General features: G+C 68.0%; 9 protein-coding genes. 3 read left to right on the top strand and 6 right to left on the bottom strand.

The features are described from left to right. Positions 1-88: 88 nt before the first annotated feature. Together ACZ4EG_RS28780 and ACZ4EG_RS28785 are read right to left on the bottom strand one after the other, a co-directional pair. Positions 89-607, bottom strand: a complete 519-nt coding sequence (locus ACZ4EG_RS28780; RefSeq protein WP_467792651.1) for a hypothetical protein — start codon at positions 605-607, stop codon at positions 89-91. Continuing rightward, positions 577-7,836 (bottom strand): DNRLRE domain-containing protein, encoded by a 7,260-nt coding sequence (locus ACZ4EG_RS28785; protein WP_467792793.1) that lies wholly within the window; start codon positions 7,834-7,836, stop codon positions 577-579. Before ACZ4EG_RS28785 ends, ACZ4EG_RS28780 begins: the two co-directional genes overlap by 31 nt. A gap of 1,367 nt (positions 7,837-9,203) precedes the next feature. Here ACZ4EG_RS28785 and ACZ4EG_RS28790 point away from each other — a divergent pair. Beyond that, complete coding sequence (locus ACZ4EG_RS28790; protein WP_453551019.1) at positions 9,204-9,668, top strand: hypothetical protein; 465 nt, start codon at positions 9,204-9,206, stop codon at positions 9,666-9,668. Between the two features lie 179 nt (positions 9,669-9,847). Next, complete coding sequence (locus tag ACZ4EG_RS28795) at positions 9,848-12,457, top strand: N-acetylmuramoyl-L-alanine amidase (RefSeq protein WP_467792652.1); 2,610 nt, start codon at positions 9,848-9,850, stop codon at positions 12,455-12,457. Between the two features lie 125 nt (positions 12,458-12,582). Here the strand turns inward: ACZ4EG_RS28795 and ACZ4EG_RS28800 are convergent, their stop codons facing one another. Beyond that, positions 12,583-12,978, bottom strand: coding sequence for a hypothetical protein (locus ACZ4EG_RS28800; protein WP_453551024.1), 396 nt, complete (start codon positions 12,976-12,978; stop codon positions 12,583-12,585). A gap of 179 nt (positions 12,979-13,157) precedes the next feature. Between ACZ4EG_RS28800 and ACZ4EG_RS28805 the strand changes: the two genes are divergently transcribed. Beyond that, positions 13,158-13,655, top strand: a complete 498-nt coding sequence (locus tag ACZ4EG_RS28805) for a DUF1877 family protein (protein WP_467792653.1) — start codon at positions 13,158-13,160, stop codon at positions 13,653-13,655. A 38-nt stretch (positions 13,656-13,693) separates the two neighbouring features. Here the strand turns inward: ACZ4EG_RS28805 and ACZ4EG_RS28810 are convergent, their stop codons facing one another. From ACZ4EG_RS28810 to ACZ4EG_RS28820, 3 genes are all read right to left on the bottom strand, one after another. After that, on the bottom strand, positions 13,694-14,254 hold the full coding sequence (locus ACZ4EG_RS28810) for a hypothetical protein (protein ID WP_390710076.1): 561 nt from the start codon (positions 14,252-14,254) through the stop codon (positions 13,694-13,696). 76 nt (positions 14,255-14,330) lie between these two features. Next, entirely contained in the window at positions 14,331-14,834 is a 504-nt protein-coding gene (locus ACZ4EG_RS28815; RefSeq protein ID WP_453551030.1) for a hypothetical protein, read from the bottom strand. 119 nt (positions 14,835-14,953) lie between these two features. Beyond that, positions 14,954-15,730: a DUF4328 domain-containing protein gene (locus ACZ4EG_RS28820; protein WP_467792654.1), complete on the bottom strand. Its 777-nt coding sequence runs from the start codon at positions 15,728-15,730 to the stop codon at positions 14,954-14,956. Positions 15,731-15,760 lie beyond the last annotated feature (30 nt).

Raw genomic sequence — 15,760 nt, forward strand, 5'->3', positions numbered from 1 at the left:
TGGTACGGGCAAGGGAATTTGGGGCTCCGGATGACTCAAATAAGTGAGGGGCCACCAGCAGACTGGCGGCCCCTCACAAGCACCTCCCCTAGGAACCCAGCAACAACCTCGCCATCACCAGGACCGGTGTGTCGACGTCGTTGCTGGCAATCCCCACAGCGAGTGGAGAGCCCGCAACGTTCCAGACGGAGCTTTCAACGAAATCGCTGTCGGCGAACTCGGCTCCATCACCGACCGAGACCGAGGTTCTGCTCCGCAATGCCTGCAGCAGCAACTCCTGGACCTCGCGGCAGAATGGCAGTTGCTCATCGATGGCCGAGTCAATTGCCTCGGATCCCAACTCATCGACATCTTCTGGCCATACCTCGGCGAAGATGAAATCGAGGGCCCATCCACCCCCCCAGGACGCGAGGTGAAGGAACACGCCGCCTGCCTCCCAGCGTCTGCAGCCGGGAGGAGCGACCGAGCCGGAAGGTTTCCAGCCGAGCTCTTGCACCACCGAATTCATCTCTGCAAGATTTCTCTTGAGATGACCTTCAGTGACATTGACGATGATGCTTTCCGCCACTATGTCCACTACTGCATGCCCTTTGCGCTGACGTGCCATACGGCGAGTGTACCGTTGGCCATCTCTTCAGGGAACCACTCCCGTAGAACCCCTCGGTAGAAGGCTGCTCCCTGCGGGCTGGACACTGCGTATCTCACGCCATTTCCGCCTAGGCCTGAATTCAGAGCAAGCAGCCTTCTGGCCTGGTCAACCGTGGTCGACTCGCTGAAGTAGTTACTGGGGTGATACGGGCTTCCCTCCCATTGGTACTCGTTCTGCGTCCACTTTGACTCGACGATCCATCCATCCGTGGGCCCACCATCGACTTCGACTCGGCGACCACTGTCAATACCGCTGTTCAGTCGCCAAATCTGTTCATCGTCCTGGCCTGTCACGTGCTTCTGATACCGGAAGCCCATGCGCGACTTGTTCTTTTCAGCGATGGGCATGCTCTTCAGGAACTTCGGAGCGTCAGAAGCCGCCTCGACGGCTTCGTCGGCCCACTTGGCGCCCTTCAGCAGCTTTCCTGCACCAGGCAATACCGCTGCGGCAGCCATCGTGCACTGTATTGCCGACGGGTTCTTCGAGCACCCCTCGACATCGGCGGCCCCGGACAGTTCCTTGATGAAGTCCCAAGGGTCCACCCAGTTCTCGAGGCCCGTGGAGCCGTCGTGGTACTGGACGTTGAACAGGAGCCTTTCCGCGTCGGGGATGATCGGGTCCCCGCCCATCTGGTACTGGTTGCGTGCCTGGCAGCCGACGTCGCAGGCTGCGTGGCCGTCCCGCTCGATGTTGTTGACCGGGTTGCCGCCGGCGAAGCCGTAACGGTTGCTGGTGGCGGCCCCTGCACCCAGGCTCATGTCGGCTGCGGCGCCGGTGTACGAGTCCCGGCTGATGAACCGGTTGTGCTCCGGGCTGTAGTCCCGGAAGCCCATGTCGTAGGTCTCCGACTGGGCGTTCCAGCGCTTGCCGTTGAAGCGGTAGGGGTTGGTCCCCTCGTCGTCCGGCGCCGAAATGCTGTCCAGGCCGGTCCACTCGTCCCTGACGTCCTGGCCGTAGGCGGTGTAGCCGTAGGTGGACGTGGGAGTGCCGTCGGACGAGGTGAACGCCTCGACGTCGCCGTGGCTGTTGTAGCCGTAGTAGCCGCTGTCGCCGTTCAAGTGGTTCAGCTGGGAAAGGCGCTCTCCGCCCAGGCCGAACTGGTAGGTCCTGGCAAGGGTTCCGTCGAGCTCCTCACTGAACACCTCACTGGACAGACCCAGGTAGTCGTACTCGTAGGTGACGGCGTTGTTGACACTCTTCTCGACCGTGCGGTCGAGTGCGTCGTAGCGATAGTTGGTCGTGTTTGTCTTGTCGCCCGCCTTGCGGACCGTGCCGATGAGCCGGTCGAAGCCGTCGAAGGTGTTCTCCTCGACAGCGGCGCCACCGTTTTCGGTGACGGACTTCATCCGGCCGAAAGTGTCGTAGTCGTAGATGGCCGAGGAATCGACCAGATTCGAGGAGGAGCTCAGCCGGTTCTTGTTGTAGTAGAACTCGGTCACCTCCGACTTCTGGAGGAAGAGCTGCTTGACGACATTGGAGTTGTCGTCGTGCCAGTACTGCTCCGTCCGCGGCTTGCTGCCGGTCTTGTCCAACTCCCTGATCCGGTCGACCGGATCGTAGGTGTAGTTGGTCACGGAGTTCCGGACCCCGTCGCCGTTACCGCTCAGCAGCGACGCCGTGTCCTTGCTCTTGTTGCCGTTGGCGTCGTACTCGTAGCCGTGCGACGAGACCAGCGCGCCCTGGCTCGTCTTCTCCGTGCTGGTCTTCGGGGCGCTGTTTGCGTAGTAGGTGTAATCGACGGTGTTGCCGTTGCCCTTGGTGAGGGTGGCGCGCTGACCGCGATCCGTGTACGTGAACTGCGTGATGTCCGGCTGGGGGTCGGTCGGAGTCTGGCCTGCCGTGACCTTCGTGAGCAGGTTGCGCAGGTCGTACTCGTACTTCGAGTGCTGTTGGGGATGGCTGACGGTGTCGAGCTGGCCGTCGGCGTCGTAGGTGTAGGAGGTGGTCTTCGGCTCCTGGCCGGTGAGCGCCTCCGTGACCTTCTCCAGTTGATTCAGACCGGTGTAGGTCATCGTGTACGGCACGCTCGTGGTGCTGCCGACCGTTTCGCCGACCGTGAGCATGTTGCCGTTCAGGTCGTAGTCGTAGGCGTACGACCTGTCCGCGGAAGGGTCTCCGGCCGCGTCCGTACGGGCCTTCAGGGATCCGTCGGGGTAGTGCGACCAGCCCATGGTCCGCGTCGACGTGCCGTTGTCACCGGTCAGCGTCCGCTTCTCCTGCTGACCGACGTCGTTGTAGTCGTAGGCCGTCTTGATGTTCCACGCGTCGGTGGAGGTCTTGATCCAGCCGTTGTCGAAGTAGGTGTAGTCGGTGTCGATGCGTGCCGGGTCACCCGCCGGCGGCAGCGAGGTCTTCTTGACCCGGCCTACCTCGTCGTAGACCGTTTCGGTGTAGACATCCGCCTTGTTGTGCGTCTCGTCCGCCGGGTCGTACGGCTGGAACTGCTTGACCGGACGGTTGAGCTTGTCGTACTCGGTGCGCGACGCGAAGTCCTCGTCCGTCCCGGTGGTGGCGGTGCCCCGCGGCGTCTCGACCTTGACGGTGTTGCCCACCTGGTCGTAGTGATAGCGGGTGGTACGCACCGTGGTGCCGTCGTACGGCGCCTTGACCTCGAAGGTCATGCCCCGTTCGTCGGGGACTATCTGGGTCTTGTTCCTCACCTGGTCGGTCGTCGCGACGACGATCGAGTCCTTGTCGTACTCCGTGGTGGTGTACTTGCCCGCGGCGTCGATGGTCTTCCACGGGCGGTGGTTGAGGTCGTACTCCGTCTTGCTGGAGTAGTCGGTGGTGTCCGCCGACGCGTTCTTCTTCGGGTCGATCACCGTGACGGCATTGCCGACGTTGTCGTACTCGTAGGAGACCTTGTCGTCCTTGGCGTTCACCACCGACGTGAGCTGGTAGATCGCGTCGTAGTTGTTGGTGGTGACGTAGTCCGTGGCGTCCGCGGTGGTCGCAACACCCTTCGGCTCGGTCGTCGTCTTGAGATTGCCGACCTTGTCGTAGGTGTAGGCCGTCTGACGGTCCGCGGTCTGGTTGTTGGCCGGTGCCGTCGCCGACGTCACCTGGTCCATCGCGTCGTACGCAGCCTTCGACACCGCGTTCGTCGGAGACGTCGACTCGGTGGTGTTGTCGTTGGCGTCGTAGACAGGGGCCGGCGTGGTGATGTAGACACCCGCTGCCTGGTCCTTCGGCACCTTGCTCACCAGCGGGCGACCGAAGGTGTCGTACGTCTGCGTGGACGTCTTGTCCAGTGCATCCGTGACCGAGGTGACCTGGCCTCGCTCGTCATAGACGAACTTGGTGGACTTGGCGTACGGGTCGGTGACCGTCTTCGGGTAGCCGACCGGGTCGAAGTCCGACCTCTGGGTCGCGTTGCCGTTTGCGTCGATCGCCTTGGTCTGTTGTCCGTAGGCGTCGTACTCGTACGACGTGGTGTAGTCACCCGCCGTCGGCGTCGCGACACCCTTCGGGTCCGTGACCGTTTTCAGGTTGCCGAACGAGTCGTAGCCGAACTGCCAGGCCCGGCCCTCGGGCGAGGTCTTGCGGAACAGGTCGGCCGAGTAGCCGTCGGCACGCGTCTGGTACTCGTACTTCGCTGCGTTCGCCGGCCACTTGGTGGTGTCGGACACGCAGGTGGCCGTCTGGTCGGGCACGCCCGCCTTGTTGTTCTCCGCGTCACGCGACCACAGCGGGTAGCCCGTCTTCTGGTCGTAGCAGTACGCGGTCTTGGCGCCGTTGTCCTCCTCCAGGTACGTGACGTTGTTGTCCGCGTCCCAGCTCATCTTGGTCGTCTGAGACTTGGCGTTGGTCGTCTGCACCGGGCGGCCGAAGTCGTCGGTGACGTACTTCGTCTCGTGCGTCTCGGCGTCCGTGACCGTGGTGTCGACGAACTTCGTGTTCGTGGTGTCGGCCGCGTAGACGAAGCCGGTGTCACCGTTCAGACGGTCGGTGATCGTCTTCGTCCACCAGTGGTAGGCCGGGTCGTCACCCGCCTTCGGCTCGTTGTACGCCAGCTTGGTGTCGTGGCCGCGCGGGTCGGTGGCCGTGACCAGCTTGACGTTCTTGTTGCCCTGCGTGGCGTCGTAGGTGAACTTGAACACCTTCGGCTGGGCAGATCCGTCACCGTCGGTGAACTGACCGAGCAGGCCCTGAACCGTGTAGTAGAAGGAGATCTTGCGGCCCGAGATGTCCGTGATGGACTTGACGTGGTCGTAGATGTCCGCGTCGTTCAGACTGGTGCCGGAGACCTTGGCGCCCGTCGCGTCGATATAGCTGTAGGTCGCGTCACCCTTCTGGTAGTAGTCGACCGTCAGCGACTGCCGGCCGGCCGGGTCGGTGACGTAGGCGAGGAACTTCGCGGCCTTGCCCTGGGTCTTGTGCTGCTCGTAGGTGTAGGTCTGCGTGTTGCCGTTGTTGTCGACCACCGAGGTCAGGTAGCCGTCGCAGCCGAAGTAGAACCGCGTGCCCTCGGGACGCAGCAGGGTCCAGGCGTCGGGGATCGGGTCCTTGTCCGGGGTGCAGTCCAGGCCCGGCTTCGCGGTGATGCGGTAGTGGACGCCCCTGGGAGCCTTCCACGATCCGTCGGCCTGCTTGGTGAAGACGTGCGTGGTGCCGTCACCGTCGGGCAGGCGTATCTCCGTCGCGTTCTGAACCGGGTTCGGGTGGAAGTCCAGCTTCGCGCCCAGCCGGATCGGTCCGCCCAGCTGTGCCGACCAGCCCGCGCCCGCGCCACCGGTCACGTTGGAGGTGTCGAGGGAGTTGTACGCGAACCGCGCGAACGTGTTCAGGCCGCGGCCCGGGTTGGAGAACGCGTTGTACGACCAGACGCTGTTGCCGGAGGCGAGGTTGTTCATCACCGTCGAACCGGCGCCGGTGTTCTTGCCCGTGTAGGAGTAGAACTTCTCCAGGCCCAGCGTGTCGGATGTCAGGTCCTCCACTGCCACGTTCTGCGACAGCGGCGCGATACCACCGGTCCCGGCGGACAGCCAGCTGCCGTCCGCGACTTTCTTGACGTCCCAGCCCAGCACGTACTCGGTGCGCTTGCTGCCCGAGTCCGAGTTGATCGGCGTCTTGACCTGCGCCTGGATCGTCGTCGACTGGCCCGGGGACAGCGGCGGGATCGCCGTGGACAGCTGATTGCCGCCCGTGGTCGCGTCCGTGCCGTCGGGGAGCTGCCAGGTGTACGACAGGACCCGCTCACCGCTCGCCCACGCGCTCGACGTGGTGTTGGTGACCGTGAAGTCCACCGTGTACGTCGAGTTCGGGGTCATACGGGCCGGGGTCTGCGGCGCGTAGTACGTGTCGTCCGTCGTGGAGTCGACGTAGATGACGCGCAGCAGTGGGCCGATCTGCGGGTCGGCGGCCTCCGAGGCCAGGAACATCGTCTGCTCCTGCGGGCCCGTGGCGGTCTCGTCCTTCAGCTTGATCAGGGCGCCGTGGTTGGAGGACGGGGTGCGGGTCCAGCCCTGGGTGAGGGAGGTCGCGTCCCACCAGTGACGGCCGACGTCGGAGACCGTGCCGACCGTGTCGGAGACGGTCCCCGAGTAGTCGCCGCCCGCCGTCGTCCACGCCGTGGTCGAGTTCGCGTTGTTCCAGGTGGCCTGCGTCTCGGTGAAGTCCTTGTTCAGGCCGTGGAGTTCGTAGATCGCACCGTTGGTCTTGGTGGTGGTCTCCGCGCCCCACAGGAACAGGCGGGACTCCAGCACCGTGGCGGTGGTGGGGATCGCACTGGTCGGGAACTTCATGACCGCGCGGGTCTTCTCGGTGGTGTTCGTGGGCGTGTTGTTGCCCACGCTCAGCCACTTCTGGCCCACACCGTCCCGGCCGATGGTGTCCAGGTTGGTGGTCGGTGTCGCGGAGGACAGGGTGGTGTCCGTGACGCCGGCCGCGGTGCCCTGGACGAGGCGCATGGTGCGGCCCGCCTTGGGGACGCCCACGATGCGCGTGGGCGAGCCGAGGAGCTGGCCGCCCTTCGTCTTCACCGCGAGCTGGTAGTAGTACGACCGCCCGATCTCCACCGAGGAGGAGTCCGGCGTCGGAGTCGCGGTGGTGTCCGTGTACGCCGTCGCCGACTTGTCGATCGGGGCGACGAGCGTGGCCGCGGACGGGGTGAACGCCTGCTGCGTGGAGCGGTGCAGCTGGTACTCGACGATGTCGTTGTTCGCGTCACCGGTGGTGTTCGAGTACGCCTTCCAGGACAGCTCCGGGCCCGTGGAGTGGACGACCGTCGGCGAGTTGAGCGTGGTGCCGACCTTGTCGTAGGTCACTGTCAGCCGCGGGATCGTGGACGTCTCACCGCCGTAGTCGCCGTCGCCGGCCTCGTAGCGCGGACCGCCGATCGGGCCCGCCGTCGACTCGTCGGCGGCCTTCAGCACGAACCCGTTGTTGACCGAGGTGCCGTCCAGCCACTGCTGCACGGTGTCGGTCACCGGGAACTTGTGCCACTGGCTGTACTCGCCGATGTCCTTGTTGATCACCGCCGGGTTGATGAAGCGGACCGCGTCCGCGATCACGGACGTGGTCGCGGAGGCCGGCCCGTCGCCCAGGACGACCTTGCCCGCCGTACCCTTCGCGAAGTCGATCTGCGCACCGCCCGCCAGCGGGGCCCAGACACCGTTCGTGCCGGACTGCTGGTTCACCGTGTAGGTGGTGGTGCCGGTCTTGGACGTCACCGAGTACGGGGCGTTGGTGGCCCGGTCGGTGGCCGCGACGTAGTGCACGTCCACCTGGTAGGTGCCCGCGTCCTTGATGTTCGGCTGCCAGGTGTAGGTGTCCCCGGCCACCGTGTCCTTGTTGTAGCGGTAGTCGTTGCCGATCGCGTACTGCGTCAGTGTCGACCCGGACGTGGGCCAGGAGCCGGTGGCCGCCGTGGTGCCCGCGTCGCCGTCGTCCACCGTGTAGCTGGTGCCGGACAGCTCACCGACGTACGAGCTGGTGTTGTTCCAGTTCGCCGTCGTCTCGTCCCAGGTCCCCGTGGCCCGGTGCACCTCGACCGGCACCTTGGTGCCGCCGCCGTCGTGCGCGTTGTCGAAGTACATCTCCAGACGCGCCGAGTCGACCTTCGTGCCCGAGGGGATCTCGCTGAGCGGGAACTTGATCAGGGAGCGGGCCGTGCCGGTGGCCGTGCGGCCCACCGACAGCTTCCAGGAGGTGTTGTAGTTCGTCGTCGGCGCCTCCTGCAGGACCATCGTGTCCTGCGAGTCCGACGGCGACGGCGCGATCGTGATGGTCGGGTCGATCACCACCGGGTACTGGCGGTCCTTCGACGCCAACCACTTCGCGTCCGGGGTCACGGTCAGCTTCCAGGACTTGCCGTCCTTCGTGAGCTTCTGCGTGACCCTCGTGCTGTACGTCCTGCCGAAGACGGACCTGTCCGCCTTCTTCGCGTCCGTCATGTACGGCGCCGGGATGACCATCGCCGGGGTGTTCGGCAGTGCGCCGTACAGCGCGATCGAGCCGTCCCTGCGGGCCCGCGGGACAAGCCCGTCGGTGTCCAGCGTGAACGTGAACTTCACCGGACCGGTGGGGCGTTCGGCCAGGGTGATGTTCTCCTTCACCCGGCCGGGACCGACGCCGTATTCCAGGTCCGCGCCGTGCGCGGCGTCCTTGTACGTGACCGTCGAGCCCTTGGCCACCGGCTTCAGCCTGTCGCCCGCGCCATCGAGGCCCAGGGTGACCGTACGGCCGTCGGGCGAACGGAAGCGCACCAGCTTGTCCGTGTCCGAACCGAACCAGCTCCGGCCCTCGTTCGTCGTGTTGGCGAACTCGAAACCCTTCGCGTCCGTCGCGTGGACCGCCGTGTCGATCGGCTTCCAGGCCGCGTTCCTGCCGTCGCCGGAGCGGTACGACGTCGGCACGGCCGACAGTTCCGCCTGGACACGGCCGTCGGAGAGCTGCCAGAACCGCGAGGTCGAAGTCCGCTTGTCCTTCAGCTCCTTGACCCGCCTGGCCTTCGGGGCCTTCCTGCCCCTCGGCAGCTTCTGCCGGTCCGCCATGTCCAGTTCGTCGTGGGACGGTGGCTTGTCGAGGTGGTGGTCGTCGTCTGCGAACCAGCCCTTGACGGTGTCGACGATGCCCTTGTCGTGGCCGCCCGATCCGGAATCGGACTCGGGTACGGCATAGGCGATCTGCGGCAGCGCGGTACTCGCCACCGCCGACACGACAAGGCAGGAGAGCAATCTCCCATATCGGACTTTCACGTCCAGTGCCCTTTCTTTGGTGGCGCACCCGCGTTTTCACCGACGCCCTTGTGCGCGCGTGCGCCAGGGCGAATGCGGGCACGCCGAACTTCCGGTCCGGAGAATTCCGGCCGGAGACTGTGTCGAGCCGTGCCACGCGGAAGTGCGCCGGTCAGGCGCCTTCGACCGCTCCTCTCTGTGCTCTTCCTGTGTGGCGAGCGGAGTTCTAATCACCCAGATGACGAGCTGTCAATTGCGAAGGCAAAACGGATAGTTGACCCCACGTCGGGGCGGATCCCGGGATTTCCCACCGGTGATTCGTCCGATTCTTCCGCTCACTGGAAAGCGGTTCGCCGAATGAGCTATAAACCGCGCCCATGGCATCAACCGATACGGAATCGACGAGGGACTGGCGCTCCCTCACCGTCGCCGGGGTCCTGGTCGCCGCCTGCGGCGGGCTCGTGCTGTACGGCGTGCTCGACACGGCGGACAAGCCGGCCGGGCCGCATGTCCCGACCGCCGCCGTGACGTACGAGGTGACCGGCGACGGCACCGCCGACATCGCCTACCAGGGCCGCAGCGGGGCCGGGACGGCCACCGTCGACCGTGCCGTCGCGCTGCCGTGGAAGAAGACCGTGGAGGTGCCGCTCGGACGGTCGCCGCTGGTCTCGATCACGCTCGGCGAGAAGGGCGGACGGGCCAGCTGCTCGCTCGCCGTGCGCGGCAAGCACGTCCAGACCGCCTCCGCCTACGGGAAGTTCGGGCGCGCCACCTGCCAGGCCGAGCTCGCCTCACCGACGCCGCAGCGGGCGGCCGCCGCCGCGGTTCGGCCCCTCGGGTGACGTCCGGACCTTTCCGTGCGCTTTACAAGTACCGCCTGTGTGACAGGTGGTGTCATCGTGGTTCATTTCTAGGGGTGGGGTAGTTGAGTCCTCGCAGGACGCGTGCGTACAGACCGCTCAGTCTCAAGCGGAGGGCGTGGCTGACACTCGGAGCCGTCGTCCTGGGCGGCGCGGGAGCCGTGACCTATGCGATCGCGGATCCCGGCGCGCAGAGCGACGGCAAGGGCGCGGGCCGCAAGGCGGCCGTGCACACGGTCAAGTTGGAGAGCCGGGGCGCCGGCCGCAAGGGCCTGGGGCAGCAGCGCACCGACCGGTTCAGCGCGCTGCTGCTGACCTGGGACGACGCCCACGTGAACGCCAAGGGCAGGCCCGAGGTGCGCACCCGGGACATCGAGACGGGCAAGTGGTCCGCTTGGCAGCGGCTGGCGGACGATCCGTTCCAGGCCGACGGAGTGGAGGCACAGCGGGCCGCCGGTGCCGTGCGCGGCGGTACGGCCTCGCTGTGGACCGGTGACTCCGACGGCGTCCAGGTGCGCCTGGTGAACGCCGACGGCACCGAGGCGGGCGGCCAGCCGGCCGGCATGGACGTCAGGCTGCTCGACCCGGGCACCGACCCGAAGGGCACCACGGAACCCGCGGCGTTCGCGGAGGAGACCACCGCCCCGGCGACGGACTCCCCGGCACCGACGGACTCCCCGCTGCCGACGGACTCCCCGGCCGAGACCGTCACACCGAGCGACCCGCCGGTCCCGTCGGACTCGCCGTCCGACTCGCCGTCCGACTCGCCTTCGGCCTCCGTGTCCGACTCGGCCTCCGCATCCGTCTCGCCGTCCCCGTCCAGCACGGTCCCGGCCCCGCGCCCCTCCACGGTCGCGAAGCCGCCGATCATCACGCAGACCGAGTGGGGCGCCTCCACCGCCTACAACGGCACACCCGAGTACGGCACCGAGATCAAGGCCGCCGTGATCCACCACACGGGCATGGACAGCGACAACAAGCTGTCCTGCGCCGAGTCCCGCGGCCGTATGCGGACCATCCAGCAGGAGCACTTCGCCCGCGGCTACTTCGACGTCGGCTACAACTTCGTCGTCGACCGCTGCGGCCAGATCTTCGAGGGCCGCAGCGGCGGCGCGGACCTGCCGGTGATCGGCGCGCACGACATCGGGTTCAACACCAACACGGTCGGCATCTCGTACATCGGCAACTACATGAGCGCGCAGCCGTCCAGGGCCGCGCTCGACTCGATCGCCCGCATCGTGGCCTGGAAGTTCGGGATGTACGGCGTCGACCCGACCGGCAAGGTGACGCTGACCTCCGGCAGCGCCGCGGGCATCGACGGCAACAAGGTCGCAAAGGGCACGTCCATCACGCTGCCGCGCGTCTTCGGCCACCGGGACACCAACGCCACGGCCTGCCCCGGCGACAACCTCTACAAGAAGCTCCCCCTGGTCGCCACGCTGGCCAGGACGCCGGGTGTCTCGCACGCCCTGCGCACCTCGGACTACAACCGGGACGGCATCGCCGACCTGGTCGCCGGTACCCCCAAGGCGAACTCGGTGACCGTCGTGCCGGGCGGCGTCGACGGGCCGGTCAAGGCGTCGAAGGTGACGCTCACCCAGAACAGCCCCGGTGTCCCCGGCTCCTCCGAGAGCGGCGACGCCTTCGGCACCTCGGCCTCCTGGGGCGATGTCAACGGCGACGGCTACGCCGACCTCGCGATCGGCGCGCCCGGCGAGGACGACACCAGCGGCCACGCGGACCGGGGCGCCGTGACGGTGCTGTACGGGCCGGGTCTCAACACCGGCTTCTCGTACACCACGTCGGGCGTCACGGCTACGGGCGCCAAGCTCGGCTCGACGGTCACGGTCGGCGACTTCAACGGCGACGGCAAGGCGGACGTGTTCTCGGCCGGCACCGGCAAGGGCGGCAACTGGAACGTCCGGCTGACCGGTGGCGCCACCACCGCCGGCACCCTGACCACCGCCACGGGTTCGGTGGCCTACCTGGACGCCGCGACCGGCGACTTCAACCGGGACGGCTATGGCGACGTGGCCCTCAACTACCGTGACGCGGGCGGCATCGGGCGCGTCGTCCGGTTCGCCGGCTCGGCGACGGGTCTGACCAAGGCGGGGGTCATCTCCGTCAAGGGCGGCCGGTCGATCGCGGCCGGAGACGTCAACGGCAACGGCTACGACGACATCGTCATCGGCCAGCCGGTCGCGAGCGAGTCCGGCGGCAAGGCGGGCGGCCAGGTCACGATGGTCCCGGGCACGTCGACGGGCTTCACGACCACCGGCATGACCGTGATCCACCAGGACACGACGGGCGTCCCGGAGACGGACGAGTCCGGTGACTCCTTCGGCACCGCGGTCTCGGTCGGCGACTTCAACGCCGACGGCTACCAGGACGTGCTCGCGGGCTCCCCCGGCGAGGACCTCACCCGCGACGGCGTGAACCGCTCCAACGCGGGAGCGGCGGTCCTGGTCAAGGGCAGTGCCTCCGGTCTCACCGGCACCGGCGCGGTCCTCGTCTCGCAGGACACCACGGGGGTCCCGGGCAGCGCCGAGACCGACGACCGGTTCGGCTCGTCGGTGTCCCTGACGGACCTGTCCGGATACGGGCGCGCCGATCTGACGTTCGGTGTGGAGGGCGAGGACGCCGGCGACGGCATCCTGATGTACCTGCCGAGCAACAGCACGGGCCTCGGCTACAGCCAGACCCTCGTCCTCAGCAGGTCGGCACTGGGCACTCCGGCGGGGGCCCGGCTGGGCCAGACGCTGACGCCGTAACCCTGTTCAGCAGTCGGCCGGGGTCCCGCTCAGCGGGGCCCCGGCCTTCGGTTCTTCGAGCCGTGCGTATTCGGGTGTCCGAGCCGTGGGGACGCAACCTGTCTGAGCCGTGCGGCCGCGGCCTGTCAGAGCCGTGCGGCCGCGGCCGTCGCGTCCCGGCACAGCAGTCGCAGCGACCCCTGCCCGTCGAAGCAGCGGCGGGCCTCGTCGATGGGGTCCCAGAGCTTGCCGTCGGGCGTACGGACCCAGTGGTCGCCGCCGGTCGCCCACCACTCGGCGCCGGTCTGCCGGACGATCACCTCACCGGCGTACGCGCCCAGAGCGCGCAGCACGTTCTCGACGGCGGCGTACGGTGCGTCCTCGCGCCGGATGTCCTCGATCAGCCGGTCGACGCGCCACAGGCTCTGCGCCGAGTAGTCGAGCCGCACCCGCGCGCCCTCACGCATGGTCGCCACCGCGTCGGCCGCCCACCGCACCGGCTTCGCCGCCGCATGCGGCCTGGTCTCCTGCTGTGTTCTCACATACTCGACAGTCACATTCGGTAGAGCGAGGTCAGCGGCGTTTTCGTCACCCGGATCCGGGCCGTTTCCGCAACCGGTGCAGGACCGGCGCAGCGCGCCCGCACAACGCCCACAGGATTCGCTCAGGATTTCGCGTTTGCCTGGGAGTGATACTTGGGGCCGCCGGTGCGCTCCATTGAATGATGAGCACGTACTTCCATCTCCGCGCGATACCTGCCCCGGCGCTGCGCAACAGCGCCAACTGGCTGCGCAGGCTGTTCGAGGACGACTGGAACACGGTGCGGGTGCGGCTCGACCGGCACCGTGAAGAGATGCTGGACAGGCGGTATCTCGACCATGACCTCCTCTACGTCGGCGCCTCGCTGCGCCATGACATGGAGGGTCCGGAGACCGACGTGGTGCTCGGCGGGCACCGCGTCTGTCACCCCGACCCCGCCCAGCCGCCGTTCCTGCTGCTCACCGCGGCGGAGGCGGACCGGGTCGCCGCGTTCCTCGACTCGATCGACTTCGAGTCGCTGTGGCGTATGGCCCGGCACGATCTCGTGCCGCGCGATGCCGATGCCGACACGGAGTCACAGATCCGGGCCGCCTTCGAGTCGGCGCACCGGGATCTGTCGACGTTCTACGCGCAGGCGGCGCACTACGGCGAAGCGGTGGTGAAGTGGCTCGTGCGGTGAAGTGGTGAAGTGTGGTGGGGCGGGCGGTGCGATGGGCCTCAGGCCCGGCCGCGTGCCCGCCGCGACACGACCGCGCGCAGCACCCGCCGCCCCTCGACCGACACCTCCAGCGCCCGGCGCAGCCCGCCCGCGCCGTGCTCGGCGAGCAGCTCCAGGACGGTGACCTGGCGCCGCAGTTCGGCCGCAACCAGCGGCGACATGCCCTCCGTACGGCCCTCTCGGCGCTGGTCGACGGAGCCGGCACCGTCCTCGGCGGAGTCGAGGAGGCGGTGGATCTGGAGCGAGGCGACCGAGCAGGCGTCGGCCCAGACCCGTATCTCGGCGGCGTCGCGCACGGCCGGGGCGGCACCCAGCATCCGGCGGGCGAGCAGCGCGGCCTCGTCCTCGCCGGGGTCGTCGGGGTCGGCCGAGTCGAGCGCGGCGCGTGCCTTCTCCAGGCACTCGCCCCAGTCGCCACCGCCGTCCGTCAGGCTTGCCCAGACCGGCCGAAGGACCTCGTCGTCGCCGCCCAGCAGGGGGACGCACCGATCCAAACAAGCCAACCCGCTGGCAGCCAGTCCGCGTTCGTCGGCCTGCGCGATCAGTTCCACCAGGCTCATCCACGCCTCCCTCGCCAGGGCGCCGACCTTTACGGAGCCCGCACTTCCCCTTACTGCGTGCGATGGGCCGGTAGTGTCACAGGGGCACCACACCGAGCAGGTCGAGAAGGCGGAAGAAAAGGTTTTCGGCCAAAGGGTCGGGGTCGGCGGTCAGCACCTCGATCAGCGCCTCGGCGCTGACCGTGTGCCCGGCCTCGGCGGCCCAGGCGACCGCGCGTCCGGCGGCGTCGGCGGGTTCGAGGAAGTAGTCGTCCAGGGTGAGACCCTCGCGCTCGGCGCCGAGGTACCCGGCCATCGCCGCCCGTGCCAGACACGTGGTCCAGCCGCCGCTCTCCGGCGCGGCCGCCTCGACGACCACACAGGCGCTGTCCATGACGTACCCGAAGAGCGCGGGCGCGCCGGTCTGTTCGGCCAGCGCGTTCATGTTCCCGATGTCGCCGCCGTCCCCGATGTACTCCCACACCTGCCAGCCGCCGGGCGCGGAGGCCCGCCGGGTCATGCCCTCGGCGCCGGACAGCGCGTCCAGCTCGGCGAGCGGCCGCTCGGCGCGGCCGACGACGAAGTAACCCCAGTGACCCATTGCTCGTCCCCCCACGGCCGCACGGTTCGGTCGCGCCGAATACACCACAGCCGTACAGGGGTTCGCAGCCCTATGCGGTAATGCACGCCGGGAAGGGCGGTAATGCGCGCCGGGGAAGGTCAGACGGCGGGCACCGGTCCCGCGAGCGCCTTGTGGTGCTGCATCCGGGTCAGCCGCAGCACGACGAGGATGGCGAGCACGGCCGCCGCCATGTCGAGCGCGTCGGAGAACAGCATCGTGCGGGTGGCGTCGCGCAGCTCCGCCGCGCCCTCGGCCCTGCGGTAGCCGGTCAGCGCGGCCCGGTCGGCGAAGAGCGAGATGATCCACAGCGTCCACCAGGCGTTGACCAGCGCGTGCGAGGCGGGCTTGCCCCAGGGGCTGCTGGCGTCCCAGATGTCGAGTGTGATCCGGCGCGGGTACCACAGGTTCACCACGGGGGTGAACCAGCCGCCGATGGCCCAGCCGCGCGACTTGCTGTGCCCGGACGCGTCGAACACCTCGGCGTTGACGCGCACCCGGTAGAACCAGCACAGGAAGACGACGATGCTGCCGATCAGCGCGACTCCCTGGGCGATGCCCGACGCGCCGTAGAGGGAGTCGGCGCGGTCGGCCCGCCGGACCACGTCGGAGCCGCTCGCGCCGTCCACGAGGTCGCCGGCGACGTCGAGCTGCAGGAAGTCGGCCCAGACCGCGAAGAGATCGGCGGCGATGACGAGCCCGAGCGCCGCGGCGGCGGCCCGGCCGAGCACCACCGGCGAGCGCAGCCAGGCACCGGGCGCGGCGGCGTACGGCATTCCGGCGTACGGCGGCATCGGCGCGGCCGGCTCGCCCGCGCACCGCGTGCACAGGGTTCCGCCGGGCGCGGCGGCGAAGTGATGGCAGCGCGAACAGATCATTGAGTCCCCCGAGGTGTGGTCGCGAAGCCG

The sequence above is a fragment of the Streptomyces sp. NPDC025638 genome (genome assembly GCF_055558775.1).

Coding starts and splice junctions, on each gene's coding strand:
- ACZ4EG_RS28780 (WP_467792651.1), bottom strand. CDS start 607: ATGGCACGTCAGCGCAAAGGGCATGCAGTAGTGGACATAGTGGCGGAA.
- ACZ4EG_RS28785 (WP_467792793.1), bottom strand. CDS start 7,836: ATGGTCCTGCAGGAGGCGCCGACGACGAACTACAACACCTCCTGGAAG.
- ACZ4EG_RS28790 (WP_453551019.1), top strand. CDS start 9,204: ATGGCATCAACCGATACGGAATCGACGAGGGACTGGCGCTCCCTCACC.
- ACZ4EG_RS28805 (WP_467792653.1), top strand. CDS start 13,158: ATGATGAGCACGTACTTCCATCTCCGCGCGATACCTGCCCCGGCGCTG.
- ACZ4EG_RS28810 (WP_390710076.1), bottom strand. CDS start 14,254: ATGAGCCTGGTGGAACTGATCGCGCAGGCCGACGAACGCGGACTGGCT.
- ACZ4EG_RS28815 (WP_453551030.1), bottom strand. CDS start 14,834: ATGGGTCACTGGGGTTACTTCGTCGTCGGCCGCGCCGAGCGGCCGCTC.
- ACZ4EG_RS28820 (WP_467792654.1), bottom strand. CDS start 15,730: ATGATCTGTTCGCGCTGCCATCACTTCGCCGCCGCGCCCGGCGGAACC.